Genomic DNA, 16345 nt, shown 5'->3' with positions numbered 1-16345 from the left:
GCTCTATTGGCAAAAATGTCATCTCGGCTCTACCAGCGTAGCGTCCTCTTTTCTGTAGGAGGCGCTTTAGTTCCTAGCTTGCTAGCTTCGCCCTCTCCTGACTAAAGCAGGTCCTACAACCTAGCTTCATCTCAATTTTAAACTCAGTCCCGAGTCAATTTTATACCAGCCTTTTCCTCAATATCTCCCTTTAGCAAGTAAATCTACTCGTCATAATTAATTCCACCCGTATATAAATGTGTACAAAAAAACGCCACCCTGACCAAAGGGCAATCAACCATCAATCCTCTTGATCCAAGCATCTCCCACTTTATAAATATCGCAGAGCAAAAATTAATCACTGAAATACTTAAACATAACAAAATTATTAAAATAGGCTCAAAACAAGCTGTAACAAATATGTTACGAAATAATTCAAAGTGTTTCTAATTATTTCTAAGTATTTCCATTTGTAACATTGAATAAATTATCGCCACTCTGTAGGCTCCATTATGAAGTTAACAAATTTACAACATAAGAATAACAATTAAGACAATAATAATATTCCAAGGAATGAACATGAAAATAAACTTCAAACACTCTTTGTTAGCAGCTTCGATTTCTACGCTTCTCGCAATAAGTTCTCCCATCATGGCTGCAAATAATACCGCTGGTTCAATGAAAGGAACCATTACAGATGCATCCAGCAAAAGTGCGCTAGCAGGGGCCACTGTAACAATTATAAATAAGGCTAATGGTGCTAGCACTACAGTGACTGTTAATGAGAAAGGTACTTTTAAGGTACCTTCGCTTAGTATCGGTAACTATAAAATTACCATCACTAAGCCGGGATATGAAACTCAAGTTATAGAAAGTGCAAAAGTGACTATCGGTAGTGAAGTATCTATCGAAGTACCTATGAGTACTGGTGACGTAGAACGTATTTCAGTAACAGGCTCTAGAATCGCATTGGTTGATACATCATCTCCAGAAATATCTTTAACCATCAGTGCTGACGAAATCGCACGCTTACCAATTGCTCAAGACATAGTATCAGTTGCCCTTCTTTCACCAGGTGCAACTAAAGGTGATTCAGCATTTGGTAACCTTGCTTCGTTTGGTGGTTCATCCGTTGCAGAAAACAGTTTCATTATTAACGGAGTGAACGTAACAAGCTTCCGCCGTGGTACATCAATTGCGGATATTCCATTTAGTGCTTATGAACAGTTCCAAATAAAAACTGGTGGTTATTCCGCACAGTTTGGTCGCTCTACTGGTGGCGTAGTTAACGCAGTCACCAAACGTGGAAATAATGGCTGGGACTTCGGCATTGCTGCACGTTGGGAGCCAGATGCTCTTCGTGAACAGCGTCCTAGTGTTTTATATCCCGTAGGTAACGCATCAGGCTCTATCCAGCCATTTGATACTTTCTGGGACAACAGTAAAGATGAAAAAGATGATTTAGAAGCTGAGTTTACAGTTTCTGGTGACATTATCGAAGATACTTTATTCGTATACGGTTTAATTCAGCCGCAAAAGTATAAATCAATTAATGCTTCTGCAAACGGAGAGACCTATACAACAACTGAGTATGACGATCCACTATGGCTAGCACGTGTCGATTGGCAAATTACTGATGATCATTCCTTAATGATTTGGGGATTCTCTGATTCAGAGCAGGTTGTTGACACAACCAAAGCTTACGATCCAAATTCAGAAATAATGGATCAGGTTTCAATTGAGAGCCGCGGTGGTACCACTTGGTCAGCACAATATGTAGGTCGACTCAATGACTGGATTTCTGTGGATGCCTTGTATGCAGAAGTTGAATTTGATTCAACAGTTCAGGCCCCGGAAGATGAAACTTGCCCAGCAATCTACGATGACCGAGGCAGCGGATTAGTACCTATGGGTTGTTGGCAAAACTTCAGCTCATCTGCAGAGAGTGATCTTCGTAAACAGACTAACATTAACTTCAACTTTGATTACTTTGAAGATCATGCAATCAAGGCTGGGTATGACTTTGAAGACAATACCTCACTTGAAAGTAGCTTCTACTCAGGCCATGTTTACTACCGTTACTACAAAGGCGCAGCGGGAGAAAGTGTTAACGGCGTAGAGCTTGCCCAGAATATTGAATATGCAAGAACACGTGTTTATGATAATGGTGGGGAGTTCACTAGTAAATCTACAGCTTGGTACATTGAAGATACTTGGAGTATTTTACCAAATTTGACTGCTCGTGTCGGACTTCGCTCTGAATCTTTCGAAAATTTAAATGCTGAAGATAAAGCCTTTATTGAAATCAAAAACCAGCTTGCACCACGTTTAGGATTATCTTGGGATCCTATGGATGATGGCGAATCTAAAGTATTTGTAAACTGGGGACGTTATCACATCCCTGTCGCATCAAATACCAACGTTCGTATGGCTGGTGCAGAAACATTTACGGCGGAGTGGAATGAGCTAATAAGTGTAGATGCTGAGGGACTCCCCTCTCTTGGTGCCTCAATCGGTGACCAACAAGTCTACTCGGATGGTAGCGTTGCAGATCCAGCAGAGATTTTAGATACTTCTATCGATCCAATGTATCAAGATGAGTTTATATTAGGTTACCAGCGAAATTTAGATGAAGATTGGTCAGCGGGCATTAAGTTCACTCACCGTGATCTAAAGAGCATCATAGATGATATCACCATCGACAAAGGCATTCGTGCTAATGGCTGGGTAGAAAGTGAAGCTCATGTTTATGTGCTTACAAACCCTAATACAGATGTTCACGTATCTTATGATACAAATGGCAACGGTACACTTGAGCAGGTTGTCATCGCAGCCGAAGATTTGGGTTACCCAGATCCGGAGCGTATCTACAATTCTGTAGAGCTTACTTTGAACCGTACTTGGAATGATGATTGGGCATTCAATGCATCATATACTTGGGCACAAAGCTATGGAAATGCTGAAGGTTACGTTAAATCAGATAATGGCCAAGACGACTCAGGCTTAACAACTGACTGGGATTTCCCATACCTTATGGATGGTGCTAATGGATCATTACCAAATGATCGCCGCCATACAATCAAAGCATACGGTGCGTATCAGATCATTGAAAACCTATCAATTGGCGCTAACTTAATAGCTCAATCAGGTCGTCCAAAGAACGCATTCGCAGATACATTACCTGAAGGATACCCGGATCCATATGAGTACGGTGCAACATATTATCCATTTGATCAAAAGTGTTCACGTGGCTGTATGGGCAATGAGGATTGGCGCTTCAAGGTCGATCTTAATTTTGTTTACAACATCGATTTCATAGACAACATTCAGGCCGATGTACGTCTAGATATATTCAACATATTCAACTCATCAAATGTTTTAAAAACTTCAGAAACTTTAACTATTGGTGGCCAATATGACCCATCATATGGTCTACCAAAAGAATTTGAAGCGCCAAGATATGTCCGCATTAGCGCCAACATCAAGTTCTAAAAAAAGTGTTGTAGAAGAAGCTATAAAACGTAACTAAGCAACTCCCTTTTAGGGCACAAATTAATTTTGTGCCCTTTTTTTACGTTAGATAAACAGCCCTTACTAGCCCAGTACCAGCCAACACTTGCCTTCCCCTTTATCTACAGACATAAAAAAACACCGCGCTAATTAAATTAGGGCGGTGTTTTTCTTTTAAAGCTTTTGTCTTAATGCCGAGGCATCAAGACCTTAGCTTTAAAACTATGTATTAGCCTTCTGTAACAACAGAAATCTTAACGATAGCTTTAACTTCAGTGTGAACCTGAACTTCAACTTCGAACTCACCAGTAGTACGCAAAGCGCCTAATGGAAGACGAACTTCGCTCTTAGCTAGGTCAACACCAGCAGCTGTAACTGCATCAGCGATGTCACGGTTACCAATTGAACCGAACAACTTACCTTCGTCACCAGCTTTAGAAGCGATAACAACTGACTCAAGTGCGTTGATTTTCGCAGCGCGCTCGTTTGCAGCAGTAAGAGTAGCAGCTAACTTAGCTTCTAATTCAGCACGACGTGCTTCAAAGACTTCAGTGTTAGCAGCGTTAGCTACAACAGCTTTACCTAGTGGCAAAAGATAGTTACGTGCGTAACCAGCTTTAACTGCAACTTGGTCACCTAGATTTCCTAGGTTAGCAATCTTATCAAGTAAAATAACGTTCATTATTAATTCCTCTAGATTGTTGCGCTATTACTGATGTAAATCAGTATAAGGCAGTAGAGAAAGATAACGAGCACGCTTGATAGCGCGAGCTAGTTGACGTTGATATTTAGCGTTTGTACCTGTGATACGACTAGGAACAATTTTACCACTTTCAGTGATATAGTTCTTCAGAGTAACGATATCTTTGTAATCAATCTCTGTAACGCCTTCTGCAGTGAAACGGCAGAACTTGCGACGACGGAAATAACGTGCCATGTGACAGTCTCCTAAGTTTTCAATTCGACATTTTCGGCGTGTATTACTAAGCGATTTTGACCATTTCGACTCTGCTGGAGAGCGATAAAGCCTTGCACTTCAATATCCACGCCGATTTTCAGTTTATCTGTAACGCTTTGAAAGCGTTCACCACTTAATATCACTTGTATCTGACAGTATACGTTTCTAAGCATTTCTGCTTCGAAGCACTGAGATTTGTGTTCCAGCATAATCACACTGTGTGCAATGCCTGCCGGGCTTTTAAAGCTTCTGGAACGCGTAATGGTTCCCGATAACACCAAGTGATTTGTGGCCAAAGAAAAACTTACTCAGCTGCTTTTTCAGCGGTTTCTTTAACTTCTTCAACAGCTTTTTCAGCAGGCGCACTACGACGCTCGCCTTCAGTAGAACGGCGTGAATCACGCTCTTCTTTTAGTTTAGCCATTGGAGATGCTTCAGTGATGGCTGCTTTAGTACGCAAAACCATGCTACGCAAAACAGCGTCGTTGAAACGGAAAGCTGTTTCTAGCTCTTCAACCGATTCAGCAGATGCTTCTACGTTCATAAGAACATAGTGAGCTTTGTGCAGTTCGATAATTGGGTAAGCCAGTTGACGACGGCCCCAATCTTCTAAACGATGAATTTGACCGCCAGCTTGGGTAAGAATACCCGTGTAACGCTCAATCATACTAGGTACTTGTTCACTCTGGTCAGGGTGAACTAAAAATACGATTTCATAATGACGCATTTTCTGCTCCTTACGGTTATCAAGCCTCATTGTTGGCTCAGTCAGACCAAATAGAGGCAAGGAACTAATTAAAGTGACTGATTTAAGCCGCAAAATAATACACAAATCCAAGCGTTAATTCAAGCCATTTCGATGCACAAATGAACTGTAATATTGATTTGAAGTCATTGTCATCGGGAAAAATGCCTCTAAAGCAGCCAATAACCTGAGTAACGGGTTTACTTGATTGATTATCGGCAACACATCACCGCGTAATTATGACGATAAAAATTTCGACTTGCATTGCCATATTCACTTTACCGATGCTGCGCAGAATAGGTATTATGTCGACCTGATGTCACTCTTTCTCACCACATTAAAATAATAGTAAGAATAAAATAATGTTTAGAGTTTTAACTGCCCTACTCCTATCTGTTCCTATGTCGGCTTGGGCCTTAGTGCCACCCGATTACCAGGAGCCACCCAGTGATTTCATCGCAGAGATCGAAGCTGGTTTACAAATCAATAGGGGCAATACCGAATCCAGTAGCTTTAATGGTCGAACCAAACTGGTTTACGACACTAAGCAATTTAAACAAGAAGGCACGTTTAAACTCTATTATTCAGCCGATGCTGACAAAACAACGGCAGAAAAATATGATTTACAATTGCAGTCTAGTTACAAACTAGATAATGATTTTTCATGGCTGGATGATGGCTATATATTTGGTCGCGGTGACTTCACCTTAGATCGCTTCGGTAGCTACACCCAAGTATCTACCATTTCTGTAGGTTATGGTTTCGATGCCATATCAAATAGCGACACTAAACTCAGCTTGGAAATCGGCCCTGGTTATCGATATAACATGCCAATCGAAACCGAAGCAGAGCCTAATCCAGACGCAGACAAAGACATCATTGTCCGTACTGCAGCTAAGTTTAAGCATAAGCTACAGGAATATACCAGCCTCAACGCCGACCTCACCGCAGAGATGGGCGAAAACAACAGCACACTCACCCTAGACATGAATTACAAGAACACCCTATTCCAAGACTGGGCATTCAAGATAGGCGTCAACGTCAAATACACAGACGTAGTCCCAGAAGGCTCCAAGCAGACAGATACCATCACTACGTTCAACTTGATGTACACTTTCCAATAGGCGAGTTGAACTTGTCGGATAACAAGTAGCTGAAATATCTCTTATGGTTTCATTTGACTGGTTTGGCATTTGGTTAGCTTGCTAAAAACCAAAGCTGCATTGGTATTTATTGCTTTCTGCAGGCTCCCATGTCGCTACTTCTGTGACACGCCTTTGGAGTAACTTGTCCGATAACAAATTTCAAATATCTTTTATTGGTTCATCTGGCTGGTTTTGTTATTTGGTTAGTTGATTGAATATCAAAGCTTCATTGATACTTATTGCTTGCAGCAGGCTTAAGTGCAAACACTTCTGTGACACGCCATTGGAGTAACTTGTCCGATAACAAATTTCAAATATCTTTTATTGGTTCATCTGGCTGGCTTTGTTATTTGGTTAGTTGATTGAATATCAAAGCTTCATTGATACTTATTGCTTGCAGCAGGCTTAAGTGCAAACACTTCAGTGACACGGCGCGAGTATATCCCTATAGCCTCTACGACAGCATCCCTGCTGCCGAAGGTCACTGCCGCGTTTACACCTGAGTATTAATCTCTTCGATTTAGGTTTTATTGGTGTATAGCTAATTATTGGACTGAAATGGGTTAGAGCTTTCATCCAGCCCATGAGATTTAGATTAGGAAAATATAGCAATTAGAGATGCTTTAACGCCCTGCTAATAAGTAAACCATGTGCTGACTGGTGATTTTATCAGCAAAAGGCTGACAGCCTTGATGAATCTTGATTTAGCAGCTTGTTAGCTGCAATTCGGCTCAGCAATGTACTTTTTATATATTCCATAACCACCTTGCCAGAACGACAATACCGATAAAAGGAAGACAAAAGTAACCAACCCAATAAATGTTAAAGGGCTAGACTCCTCTGTAAGGAATCCATATTTTGACGGAATGTATAGTGTTCCTGTCAGAGCAGCAACTACTGCTACAACAAAAAGAACAATTGACCCTATAAATTTCCACCAAATTGTAAGTGTGGTTTCGCTTTCCTTAATGAATAACATAAATCCTCTTTGGACAGCTAACAGCTTATTAAACAGATGCAGTGATAACATTGTTATCTGAGCAGCATTTTTAAAAATTATCAGTGCGTCTTGACAATGTTCCCACATAACAATAACCCATTGTTTTAAAAGATAACACTTAATTATACTGGTCATTATTGATACACAGTGATGTGTAATTGATGACTACCCCAGCAGTCATCATTTATAGGCACTGAAAATGGTTATGAAGTTTAAGAAATGAAGCAAAATAGAAGAGAGCTTTGTCTTATAAAACATCCAGTGTAGATACGGCTGTAAGCTTCCAAAACAAAGATATTTTGGCGAGCCCACACGGATGTACTCTTTTGAAATCAAGAGCCGGCGACTCGCAGAACCTTCTCAAATTAAAAAGTGCACATAAGGTCGCTCTTAAGCATCCTGCCTCCACGACATTGGTGCATCTGACCTATAGGGATATAGGAAATGTCTTATGCATGTCTGGAACATACAAGACCATGCACTGCACCGCCGCAAGCTATAAGTAACATTGAAAGTACGACCTTCAATGATCAACCAAATTCCTATATTGCCCAAGGCCAACAACAGAAAGTGTACTCAAACTTGCTCTTGGCAAGGTCTGTGGATTGCTACCCAGCACAGTAGAGGTCAAATCGGAAAAAGAACCTGCTTGTTAATAACGTAGTGTAGATACGGCTGCGAGCTTCCAAAACAGGGACGTTTTGGCAGAGCCCACACGGACGTGCTTGCGGCGTCTTGCAGAAGTATCTGCACATACCTCACCGGAGGTGATAGATAACTATGAAAGCACAACCTACAACACACCATCAAATGGACAAAAACAGATACAAAAATGCCGACAGGATCTAAATCCTATCGGCATTCAACGAATCAAGGCTAAAGAAAAATTAACCTAATCGAATTGGCGATTAGCTCAATCTTTGGCGTACAGCCTCAAACAAGCAGACCCCAGATGCCACTGACACGTTCAAACTGGACACTGAGCCTGTCATAGGAATCGAAACTAGTGAGTCACAGCCTTCGCGAGTTAGACGACGTAGACCCTTGTCTTCGGCGCCCATGGCAATCGCCAGTGAACCTTTAAGATCGGCTTTATACAAGTTATGCTCTGCTTCACCGGCAGCGCCGACAATCCAGACACCTTTATCTTGTAAACTCTTCATGGTGCGAGCCAGGTTGGTCACCTGAAACAAAGGCACTACCTCTGCGGCGCCACAAGCTACCTTGCTCACAGTTGGTGTTAGACCCACAGAGTTATCACGAGGCACGATAACCCCATGAACACCGGCAGCATCTGCATTACGCAGACAAGCGCCTAAATTGTGTGGGTCAGTAACACCATCGAGGATCAGCAAGAAAGGTGTCTCAGTGTTCTCAACTTCTATCTTATCAAGCAGAGCAGTTAAGTCTTTATCATTGAGCTGCTTGACAGCCTTAACTCGGGCTAACACACCTTGGTGTTGACCACCACCTGACTTGTCATCCAATACCTTACGAGCCGCATACTGTACAGAGACCCCATACTCAGCCGCACTCTCAAGGATCGGCATGAGACGCTTGTCATCACGGCCCAACAGTACCCAAAGTTCGATTACGCGCTCAGGGCTATGTTTAAGAACCGCTTCAACGGCGTGAATACCAAAGGTGATATCTTGTTTTTTCATCTATTACTATCTCTATTACTTACTTGCTTTGACTTTACGCTTAGCCGGGCTCTTTTTTACTGAAGCCTTTTTTGCTGAAGACTTTTTAGCCTTCGACTTCTTAGCCGTGGTCTTGGTTTTAGCGCCGGACTTTTTAGCTCCACCGCTTGTATTGGTTTTATCTGAATCAGCAGCAGCTTTACCTGCCGCAGATTTTGAGCGAGAACCGCGTCGCTTAGGTTTACCGCTCTTATCTGCTTTACCTAGCTTAGCGCCCTCTGCATTGACTCGATCACGAGCCGTCATAGGTTTCTTGCCTCGACGAGAGCCAGGTTTTCCGCCTGAGTCGCCTTCCATCATTAGGTCTATCTGTCTGTCATCCAGATTGACGCTAGCCACCTTAACTCTGACCTTATCGCCTATCTGGTATACCTGACCGGATGACTCTCCAACCAGACGTTGACGCATATTATCATATTGGTAGTAATCGCTACCAAGACTGGAGATATGCACTAAACCATCGATAAACAGTTTATTCAGGCGGACGAACATGCCGAAATGAGTAACCGAGGCCACTACTGCGTCGAAGGTATCGCCCACGTGATCTTGCATAAACTCACATTTGAGCCAATCGCTAACATCGCGTGTCGCCTCATCGGCGCGGCGCTCTGTAGTCGAACACTCGACACCAAGAAGATCTAACTCTTCGAGCTGGTAGTTATAACCACCACCCGGTGTCCATTTTTCTGTTGTCTCTGCCTGTTCTTTCGCCAGCAGGAAGCGAATAACGCGATGCAAGATCAAGTCAGGGTAACGACGAATTGGCGAAGTAAAATGCGAATAGGCTTCTAAGGCTAAACCAAAGTGTCCTTCATTATCCGGTGTGTAAACCGCTTGCTTCATAGAGCGCAGTAACATGATCTGGATAAGCTCGGCATCGGGTCTTTCAGTGATCGACTCCATCAGCGCCTGATAATCAGTGGGTGTTGGCTGAAGTCCGCCGCCCATGGTCAGGCCACGTTCCTTGAGGAAGTCTTTAAAGTTAGTCAACTTCTGCTCAGATGGAGACTCATGGACTCGGTATAAGACTTCGCCCTTGTGCTTCTTGACGAACTTGGCCGATGCCACGTTAGCCAAGATCATGCACTCTTCGATGATCTTATGGGCCTGGTTACGATTTCTCGGCACTATGCTGTCAATTTTGCGCTCGGCATTGAAAACAAACTGAGTCTCAGTGGTCTCAAATGCGATGGCGCCTCGTTGTGCACGTGTCACATCCAGAGTCAGATACAAGGATTGCAACGTCTGCAGATGGGGGAATATAGGTTTGAGCTTATCACTCACCTCACCGCCTTCAAGCATATCGGCAACCTGGGTATAGGTCAGACGAGCATGAGAATGCATAACCGCCGGATAGAATTTATATCCAGATAGTTTACCTGCTGCTGAGATAGTCATCTCGGCAACCATACATAAACGATCAACCTCAGGCATTAAAGAACATAAGCCATTAGAGATTTTTTCTGGCAGCATAGGAATAACTTGTGATGGGAAGTACACCGAGTTTCCTCGAGCGCGTGCTTCCTTATCTAATGCCGATTCGGTGCGCACATAATGGCTCACATCGGCAATAGCTACCCAAAGACGCCAGCCACCGCTCTTTTTGGCTTCGGCATAAACCGCATCATCAAAATCGCGGGCATCTTCGCCATCTATGGTCACTAAAGGCAAGTGGCGTAGATCCACTCGACCCTCTTTGTCATCTTCAGTCACTTCATCGGGAATAGCGCGCAGCTTCTTCTCAATCAGACTCGACCAGGTATGTGGCAGATCGTAGTTACGCAGGGCTATCTCGATCTCCATACCCGGAGCAAGCTGCTTACCTAAAACTTCGGTAACTTTACCTGCGGCCTTCACATAGCGGCCCGGACGACGTGTCAATTCGAGCACCACTACATCACCTTGGCGAGCACCGTTACGGTCTTCATCGGCAATAAGTATCTCTTGGCCTATACGCCTGTCATCGGCAATGACGAAAGCCATGCCGGAATCCAGATGGAAACGCCCAACTAAGGCAGCGGCTCTCTGCTCGACCAGACGTACAATACGTGCTTCGCGACGACCCTTACGATCGACTCCAGCCTTCTGCGCCAATACCTTGTCGCCGTGGAAATACATCATCATGTCACGGTTATTGATGAAGAGGTCGTCACCGCCCCCCTCCAGCTTCAAGAAGCCAAAACCGTCTCTGTGACCTATGATAGTACCTGTAAGCAGGTCCATACGCTCTGGGAGGCCATAAGCCTGCCCACGGGTAAATACAAGCTGCCCGTCCCGCTCCATGGCACGCAAACGGCGTCTAAGCGCCTCAAGCTGCTCCTCTCCTTCGAGTTTAAGCGCCTGTGCTATGCGTTCACGATTTAATGGGGATGTTTCTGAACGTAAGTATTCTAAAATAAACTCACGGCTTGGAATGGGGTTCTCGTAATTATCTTGTTCACGCTTTAAATGCGGATCTTTGATCATTCAATATCTCAAATATTTTCCCGGAACATTCCGGGTCATACCAATTACGAATAGGTAACTGGTACTGTTTATCGGGATCTCAGGTGCTCCTGTTTTGCCCTAGCTACTGCGCTGGGCGGCATCTTCTGCTCTAGCACCTTCAATAATTTTAAGGCTTGCTCTTTGGTCGCCTCATCACTAAATACATCGTTGTATAGCCAGTGATATCCCAACTCAAAATCTCTTGGGCTACCATAGCCTTCACCAAAAAGTCTAACTAGCATCATACGTGACGGCAGGTCGCCATTGGCCGCTGCGGGCATCACATAATGAATGGCTCTCTCACGATCTTGTATCACAAAATGTCCATCGTGATAGTACTCGGCAATCCTGAGCATAGCCTCGGCGCTCCCCTGCTCGGCAGAGTCACGCAGTAAAGAGATGCCTCTCGGTGGGTTTGCTTTTACACAAATACCATGATTAAGCATCTCGGCCCAAAGATACTGATACAGGGGCTGCTTGAGCACCTCGGCTCTCGCCTCAATATCTTGGACTAACTGACAATCATCCCCCGTGACTCGTGTAAGATATTGTTTGGTCCTGATCAGTTCAATTAACTGCTCCTGACTATAGATATCCACGGCTTGAGTCTCGGTTTCGGCCCAGCACAAAGCTGGCGTAAGCGTCACTATCGATAACAACAGATAACGCCACATGATTTTCGATGAAACTTTTAGCACTTCTTGTAGCATGAGCTCTCTCGCGAAAATGTCATAAACATAAGTAGTGATCGGACAAGACACTCGATTATCGGTAAATACCTTGTCACATCAATACTCGCCTATTGGGTACATAATAGGTCATCGGCAGTATAACTCATTTCTTGAGTACAGCATGCATTTGCTATAAGCCTATATCTCAATATAAGAAGCAATAAAAAGGCCGCTATATGCGGCCTCTTTCTATTAACTAAACGGATTCACCAGAATCATGGTCTCGTTTCTATCGGGACCCGTAGAGATAATATCGATTGGCGTTTCTAACAAGTCTTCTAGACGCTTAATGTAGTTCAATGCCGCTTGTGGCAATTGCTCTAAAGAAGTCGCGCCGAAGGTGGTTTCGCTCCAACCAGGCAGAGTTTCCAGTACAGGTGTTACCTTCTCATAGCCTTCGGCTGCAAGAGGAGTCACTGTAGCGACACTTCCATCTGGATACTGGTAACCAACACAGATTTTCACTTCTTTCAGACCGTCTAGCACATCTAGCTTAGTCAGACAGAAACCGCTTACGCTGTTAATCTGTACAGCACGCTTCATTGCTACTATGTCTAACCAACCTGGACGACGCTTACGACCAGTAGTCGCACCGAATTCGTGACCCTTAGTACCTAAGTAGTCACCAATTTCACATTCTAGTTCAGTGGGGAAAGGTCCGGCTCCGACGCGAGTCGTGTAAGCCTTCATGATACCCAATACATAATCCAGATGACGTGGACCGAATCCTGAACCTGTAGCAACACCACCTGCGGTAGTATTAGAAGAGGTTACGAAAGGATAAGTACCATGGTCGATATCAAGTAATGTACCTTGTGCGCCTTCAAACAGAATTGGCTCACCGGCTTTACGAGCAGTATCAAGCAACTGACTCACGTCGGTACACATACTCTTAAGGTAATCTGCGATTGCCAAAGCATCTTTCAATGTCTTTTCGTAATCTACAGCTTCGCACTTGTAGTATTCAGTCAACATGAAGTTGTGATAGCTCATCACTTCTTTCAGTTTCTCTGCAAACAACTCAGCATCAAACAGATCGCCAACGCGAAGACCGCGGCGTGAAACCTTATCTTCGTATGCAGGACCAATACCACGGCCCGTTGTACCAATAGCATTATTACCGCGAGCTTTCTCACGGGCAACATCTAGAGCACAATGGAATGGAAGGATCAGTGGACACGCTTCAGAGATAAGTAGACGTTCCTCAACAGGAACTCCACGCTCTTTAAGCATGTTGATCTCAGTCATCAGAGCGTCTGGTGCAAGCACCACACCATTACCGATAATGCATTTTACATTATCACGTAAGATCCCTGATGGAATAAGATGAAGAATAGTTTTCTCGCCATCGATAACAAGAGTGTGACCAGCATTGTGGCCACCCTGATATCTAACGACATATTTAGCCTGTTCGGTAAGTAGATCTACTATCTTACCCTTTCCTTCGTCACCCCATTGGGTGCCGAGAACTACGACGTTTTTGCCCATTATTTGCTGCACGGTAGTGGTTAAAACGGGATTTTAGCAGATCTATAGGGGCGGTAGGCAAGTAATTTATGAAAAAATAATCAACAAAACGATACCAGCGGTTACTAAACCACCACCCAAACGTTGCAGAAGTTGCTGATTTTGGTTCGAAATTTCCTTTAAATACGCTCTCCAGCGATTAGGAAATAATAGTGGCCCTATTCCTTCGATAACAAGCACAATTCCTAACGCTAGCATGATTAGCTGTAGTGACATAAATTAAAATTCCGGATAGCGTACAGTAAAATTGAATGGGATTAGGATTAGATTAACAAATAGGTAAGGGGATGGTCTATTTTCAGGCAATAAAAAACCCAGCATAAGCTGGGTTTTTTGAGTTCTCGATAGCGAAAAATTAACGCTTTGAGAATTGTGGCTTCTTACGTGATTTACGTAGACCAACTTTCTTACGCTCAACTTTACGAGCATCACGGGTAACAAAACCAGCAGCACGTAGAGATGGACGTAGAGCTTCATCAAGTTCCAACAATGCACGGGTAATACCGTGACGAATTGCACCTGCTTGGCCAGTGATACCACCGCCCTTTACAGTTACATAGATATCTAGTTTGTCAGTCATTTCAACTAGCTCTAGTGGTTGACGAACAACCATACGAGCAGTTTCACGACCAAAATACTGATCTAGTGGAAGTTGATTGACAACTATGTTGCCAGTTCCTGCTTTCGCGAATACGCGTGCAGTAGATGTTTTGCGACGGCCAGTGCCGTAGTACTGAGTTGCAGCCATTAGCTTAATCCCGTTTAGATATCAAGAACTTGAGGTTGTTGTGCAGCGTGGTTATGTTCTGTACCAGCATAAACTTTAAGTTTACGGAACATGGCACGTCCTAAAGGACCTTTAGGTAACATACCCTTAACTGCTTTCTCGATAATCATTTCTGGCTTATGAGCTTGCAGCTTTTCAAAGGTGATCTGCTTGATGCCACCGATGAAACCTGAATGCGAGTAGTACACTTTGCCTTTCGCTTTATTACCAGTGACGGTAACTTTTTCAGCATTGATAACGATGATGTAATCACCGGTATCAACATGAGGTGTATACTCTGGCTTATGCTTGCCACGTAGACGTGAAGCAATTTCAGTAGCGATACGACCCAAAGTTTTACCTTCAGCGTCAACAACAAACCACTCGCGAGTGACTGTCTCTGGTGTAGCAGTAAAAGTAGTCTTCATTTTACAAAAACCCAATGTTAAAATTCTGTCTCAAATGCTTTACCAAGAATTGGTAAAAACACAAATAGTGCCATTCCCCACCCCTTCGAGCAAAGAATTAGGCTTTACAACTTCCATCTAATCGATGGAGTAACGAGGGCAGGTGGCGGATTATAGACAAAGATGAGCTAAAAATCACCTAAAATTTGCAGTGCAGGTGATTTAAATAACTCCCTAGTCTCTGTAAGCCATAAAAGATGAAATATGTAGCCTATGGCAGGTGCTCTAAAGCCAGATAGTCATGGGATTGCATCTCGGTGAGACGTGAACGACAACGTCTGAATTCGAAACTCAACAAGCCTTCAGTATAGATATCTTCTAAAGATACTTCAGCTGAGATGATGAGTTTGACATTGCGCTCATAAAACTCATCCACCATGGCGAGAAAACGTCGGGCTATATCATCGCCGGTGAGCTTATCACCCATCTGCTTAACCCCGCTGAGTAAGACTGTATGATACAAGCAGGCAAGTTCCATATAATCTCTCTGACTTCTAGGACCATCACACAGAGCAAGAAAATCCAGTAACAAAACTCCTTGAGCCTGTTTTCTTATACTTATATTACGGCCATCAACCTCTATCCCATCCAGTGACACTTCAGACTCGGGTGCCAACCTATCAAAATACGAGAGTAAATTAGTATCAGCCTTAACATCCAGAGGAAAGTGGTAAATCTCCGCCTGCTCGAGAGTACGCAGACGATAGTCGATGCCTGAGTCCACGTTAAGGATTTGGCAATGTTGGTTGATCAGCGCGATGGCAGGCAGAAAACGCGCTCGCTGCAAGCCATTACGGTAGAGTTCATCGGGAATGATATTGGAGGTCGCGACTAGCGCTACTCCCTCTTTAAATAGGGCTTGAAATAAGGTTCCGAGTAACATGGCATCGGTAATGTCCGACACGAAGAACTCATCGAAGCAGATAACCTGATACTTCTCTGCCATCTGCTTTGCTATCGTCAACAGAGGGTCTCTCTGTCCTTTTAGATTATCGAGATCTAAATGCACCTGATGCATGAAGCGATGGAAATGTGCCCGTAATTTTCTCTCTCCAGGCAAAGCATCATAGAAGGTATCCATCAAGTAGGTTTTGCCACGCCCCACTCCGCCCCAGAGATATAGCCCCTGAACCGTCTGCTGTTTTGCCCCCAAAAGCGAAAATACCTTTTTGACTAAAGTCGGCTTACTACTAATAAGCTGAATTTCATCAAACACACGCTGCAAACTTTTTACCGCTTGTTCCTGCGCTGGATCGTATGAAAACTCATCTCGAGTCAAGTCTTGCTGGTAATGCTGCCATGGAGTTAGCTGGGACACGTAAAATAA

General features: G+C 43.6%; 15 protein-coding genes. 2 read left to right on the top strand and 13 right to left on the bottom strand.

Translation table 11 applies throughout. The annotated features are described in order from the left end of the window. Positions 1–558: 558 nt before the first annotated feature. Positions 559–3471 carry a TonB-dependent receptor gene (locus SVI_RS02080; RefSeq protein WP_013049731.1) on the top strand — a complete coding sequence of 971 codons (2913 nt, stop codon included), beginning with the start codon at positions 559–561 and terminating at the stop codon, positions 3469–3471. Positions 3472–3718: 247 nt separating this feature from the next. On the opposite strand, the gene rplI is transcribed toward SVI_RS02080, so the two are convergent. Genes rplI through rpsF form a run of 4 tightly spaced genes read right to left on the bottom strand, consistent with a single transcriptional unit; the run spans position 3719 to position 5174 of the window. After that, positions 3719–4171: a 50S ribosomal protein L9 gene (gene rplI, locus SVI_RS02075; protein WP_013049730.1), complete on the bottom strand. Its 453-nt coding sequence runs from the start codon at positions 4169–4171 to the stop codon at positions 3719–3721. A gap of 27 nt (positions 4172–4198) precedes the next feature. Next, positions 4199–4426, bottom strand: a complete 228-nt coding sequence (rpsR, locus tag SVI_RS02070) for a 30S ribosomal protein S18 (protein ID WP_005497284.1) — start codon at positions 4424–4426, stop codon at positions 4199–4201. A gap of 11 nt (positions 4427–4437) precedes the next feature. Then, positions 4438–4743 (bottom strand): primosomal replication protein N, encoded by a 306-nt coding sequence (gene priB, locus SVI_RS02065; protein ID WP_013049729.1) that lies wholly within the window; start codon positions 4741–4743, stop codon positions 4438–4440. A gap of 8 nt (positions 4744–4751) precedes the next feature. Continuing rightward, positions 4752–5174: a 30S ribosomal protein S6 gene (rpsF, locus tag SVI_RS02060; RefSeq protein WP_013049728.1), complete on the bottom strand. Its 423-nt coding sequence runs from the start codon at positions 5172–5174 to the stop codon at positions 4752–4754. 380 nt (positions 5175–5554) lie between these two features. On the opposite strand from rpsF, the gene SVI_RS02055 reads away from it, so the two are divergent. After that, positions 5555–6316 (top strand): DUF481 domain-containing protein, encoded by a 762-nt coding sequence (locus SVI_RS02055; RefSeq protein WP_013049726.1) that lies wholly within the window; start codon positions 5555–5557, stop codon positions 6314–6316. A gap of 736 nt (positions 6317–7052) precedes the next feature. Here the strand turns inward: SVI_RS02055 and SVI_RS02050 are convergent. The 9 genes from SVI_RS02050 to zapE all read right to left on the bottom strand — a co-directional run bounded on the left by SVI_RS02050 (position 7053) and on the right by zapE (position 16336). Next, entirely contained in the window at positions 7053–7472 is a 420-nt protein-coding gene (locus SVI_RS02050) for a hypothetical protein (RefSeq protein WP_041419586.1), read from the bottom strand. A gap of 773 nt (positions 7473–8245) precedes the next feature. Then, positions 8246–9001, bottom strand: coding sequence for a 23S rRNA (guanosine(2251)-2'-O)-methyltransferase RlmB (rlmB, locus tag SVI_RS02045; RefSeq protein WP_013049724.1), 756 nt, complete (start codon positions 8999–9001; stop codon positions 8246–8248). A gap of 15 nt (positions 9002–9016) precedes the next feature. Continuing rightward, positions 9017–11506, bottom strand: coding sequence for a ribonuclease R (gene rnr, locus SVI_RS02040; RefSeq protein ID WP_013049723.1), 2490 nt, complete (start codon positions 11504–11506; stop codon positions 9017–9019). 68 nt (positions 11507–11574) lie between these two features. After that, the gene (locus SVI_RS02035) at positions 11575–12237 is read right to left on the bottom strand and encodes a tetratricopeptide repeat protein (protein ID WP_231847761.1); all 663 of its coding nucleotides are present in this window, start codon (positions 12235–12237) and stop codon (positions 11575–11577) included. 213 nt (positions 12238–12450) lie between these two features. Further along, complete coding sequence (locus SVI_RS02030) at positions 12451–13746, bottom strand: adenylosuccinate synthase (protein ID WP_013049721.1); 1296 nt, start codon at positions 13744–13746, stop codon at positions 12451–12453. Between the two features lie 66 nt (positions 13747–13812). After that, positions 13813–14001: a DUF2065 domain-containing protein gene (locus SVI_RS02025; protein ID WP_013049720.1), complete on the bottom strand. Its 189-nt coding sequence runs from the start codon at positions 13999–14001 to the stop codon at positions 13813–13815. A gap of 139 nt (positions 14002–14140) precedes the next feature. After that, the gene (gene rpsI / locus SVI_RS02020) at positions 14141–14533 is read right to left on the bottom strand and encodes a 30S ribosomal protein S9 (protein ID WP_013049719.1); all 393 of its coding nucleotides are present in this window, start codon (positions 14531–14533) and stop codon (positions 14141–14143) included. A 14-nt stretch (positions 14534–14547) separates the two neighbouring features. Further along, positions 14548–14979, bottom strand: coding sequence for a 50S ribosomal protein L13 (gene rplM / locus SVI_RS02015; RefSeq protein ID WP_013049718.1), 432 nt, complete (start codon positions 14977–14979; stop codon positions 14548–14550). Positions 14980–15229: 250 nt separating this feature from the next. After that, on the bottom strand, positions 15230–16336 hold the full coding sequence (zapE, locus tag SVI_RS02010) for a cell division protein ZapE (RefSeq protein ID WP_013049717.1): 1107 nt from the start codon (positions 16334–16336) through the stop codon (positions 15230–15232). Positions 16337–16345 lie beyond the last annotated feature (9 nt).

Origin of the sequence: Shewanella violacea DSS12 (assembly GCF_000091325.1) — a bacterium.
GTDB classification, from domain to species: Bacteria; Pseudomonadota; Gammaproteobacteria; order Enterobacterales; family Shewanellaceae; genus Shewanella; species Shewanella violacea.
Note: the sequence above shows the minus strand (reverse complement) of the source record. Positions and strands in the feature narration are given on the sequence as shown.

What these genes read in the sequence shown, in the direction of transcription:
- SVI_RS02080 (WP_013049731.1), top strand. Translation starts at nt 559, where the DNA reads ATGAAAATAAACTTCAAACACTCTTTGTTAGCAGCTTCGATTTCTACG.
- rplI (WP_013049730.1), bottom strand. Translation starts at nt 4,171, where the DNA reads ATGAACGTTATTTTACTTGATAAGATTGCTAACCTAGGAAATCTAGGT.
- rpsR (WP_005497284.1), bottom strand. Translation starts at nt 4,426, where the DNA reads ATGGCACGTTATTTCCGTCGTCGCAAGTTCTGCCGTTTCACTGCAGAA.
- rpsF (WP_013049728.1), bottom strand. Translation starts at nt 5,174, where the DNA reads ATGCGTCATTATGAAATCGTATTTTTAGTTCACCCTGACCAGAGTGAA.
- SVI_RS02055 (WP_013049726.1), top strand. Translation starts at nt 5,555, where the DNA reads ATGTTTAGAGTTTTAACTGCCCTACTCCTATCTGTTCCTATGTCGGCT.
- SVI_RS02050 (WP_041419586.1), bottom strand. Translation starts at nt 7,472, where the DNA reads ATGACCAGTATAATTAAGTGTTATCTTTTAAAACAATGGGTTATTGTT.
- rlmB (WP_013049724.1), bottom strand. Translation starts at nt 9,001, where the DNA reads ATGAAAAAACAAGATATCACCTTTGGTATTCACGCCGTTGAAGCGGTT.
- rnr (WP_013049723.1), bottom strand. Translation starts at nt 11,506, where the DNA reads ATGATCAAAGATCCGCATTTAAAGCGTGAACAAGATAATTACGAGAAC.
- SVI_RS02035 (WP_231847761.1), bottom strand. Translation starts at nt 12,237, where the DNA reads ATGCTACAAGAAGTGCTAAAAGTTTCATCGAAAATCATGTGGCGTTAT.
- SVI_RS02030 (WP_013049721.1), bottom strand. Translation starts at nt 13,746, where the DNA reads ATGGGCAAAAACGTCGTAGTTCTCGGCACCCAATGGGGTGACGAAGGA.
- SVI_RS02025 (WP_013049720.1), bottom strand. Translation starts at nt 14,001, where the DNA reads ATGTCACTACAGCTAATCATGCTAGCGTTAGGAATTGTGCTTGTTATC.
- rpsI (WP_013049719.1), bottom strand. Translation starts at nt 14,533, where the DNA reads ATGGCTGCAACTCAGTACTACGGCACTGGCCGTCGCAAAACATCTACT.
- rplM (WP_013049718.1), bottom strand. Translation starts at nt 14,979, where the DNA reads ATGAAGACTACTTTTACTGCTACACCAGAGACAGTCACTCGCGAGTGG.